The sequence below is a fragment of the Streptomyces sp. NPDC054863 genome, assembly GCF_053610825.1.
In genome coordinates this window covers 1-1,227 of the sequence record NZ_JBSGZD010000570.1, presented here as the reverse complement: position 1 = coordinate 1,227, position 1,227 = coordinate 1, and the positions used below count along the sequence as shown (strand labels likewise).

1 protein-coding gene and 1 pseudogene are annotated in these 1,227 nt (G+C 72.8%); one reads left to right on the top strand and one right to left on the bottom strand.

Annotated features, from left to right (window positions below; translation table 11 throughout):
• Window positions 1–366, bottom strand: a pseudogene (locus ACWGIG_RS38970) (class F sortase); the annotation flags it as partial.
• Between the two features lie 320 nt (window positions 367–686).
• On the opposite strand from ACWGIG_RS38970, the gene ACWGIG_RS38965 reads away from it, so the two are divergent.
• Window positions 687–1,166, top strand: coding sequence for a hypothetical protein (locus ACWGIG_RS38965; RefSeq protein ID WP_453326450.1), 480 nt, complete (start codon window positions 687–689; stop codon window positions 1,164–1,166).
• Window positions 1,167–1,227 lie beyond the last annotated feature (61 nt).

Genomic DNA, 1,227 nt, shown 5'->3' with positions numbered 1-1,227 from the left:
CGTGCCGTTCTGGCCGGGCGCGATGCCGTTCTGGTACCAGCCGGCCAGATTGGCGTCCTGCGGGGGAGGAGCCTCGATCCAGCCCTCCTGGTCGAGGCCCACGTCCACCACGGGGGCGTCGACCTTGACCGCCGGGATACGGACGCGGGCCGCCGGTGCGTACGGCAGCGCCGCGACCCCCGCCCGCCGCGGAGCGGACGATCCGTCAGAACCGTTGTCCCGGGCGGCTGCCGCGGCCGGCTGAGGCGGCCCGAAGGTGACGTCGCTGCCGTTGCGCAGCAGCGCGAGCCCGGTGAGCATCGCCAGCGCCAGGGCACCCCACGGCGCACGCCTCTTCGGGTGCGCGCCGCGCCATTCCTGCCCCATGTTGCTGCTCCCTTCGTCGCGCCCCGCCCGCCCGACGAGCACGGATCCGCCCGTCAGGTACGGACGCTAAGCGCGCGGCGTCGAGGCGGCGAGGTGCGGAGTGCGAACGGGTGGCGGGGCAGGCGTTCTGACGCCGGGTCACCTGGTGGACCGTCAGATCGCAGGGCGCCTGAAGTCACCGCAACGGCGCGTTACGTCACCGGTCCGGCCCAGTGCGAAATGCGGGAGCCGCAGGCCCAAGTGAGGGTTCGTCATGGGAGACGTACTCGTCGAATTTCCCGGAGCACCGCTCCGGAGCGTCTTCCCATGGAGGTTCTACGATGCGTGCTTCACGCGCCTACGCGGCGATCGCCGTCGCCTGCGCCGCCGTCGGTTTCGCCGCTGCGCCGGCCGCCGCCACCAACGGCCCCAGCAACGTCACGGTCAACCCCTACTCGGTCCATCAGGGCAGCACGATCTCCATCGCGGCGACCGGCTGCGGCCACGGCGGAACGGTGACGTCCAACGCCTTCCCGCAGGCCAGCCTGTCGGCGGGCGGGAAGGGGTACGCGTCGGCCCGGATCAACGACCACGCCACCCCGGGCCACTACAACCTCGCGGTGAAGTGCAGCGACAACGCGATGGTCGCCACCCACCAGTTCACGGTCCTCGCGGGGCGCGGTGCGCACGGCGGGCTGGGCGGCTCGTTCGGCCCCAGTGACACGGACGTGGCGGTCGGTGCGGGCCTGGTGGCCTCGGCGGCACTCGGCGGCGCGATTTTCGTGGCCCGCCGTCGCAGCGCGGCCGGAGCCAAGGCCTGACCCGTAGTGCACTGACCGGGTCGTGCAACGCCGGTGGGCCCGAGTCCCCGTACAGGGACTC

Coding starts and splice junctions, on each gene's coding strand:
- ACWGIG_RS38965 (WP_453326450.1), top strand. CDS start 687: ATGCGTGCTTCACGCGCCTACGCGGCGATCGCCGTCGCCTGCGCCGCC.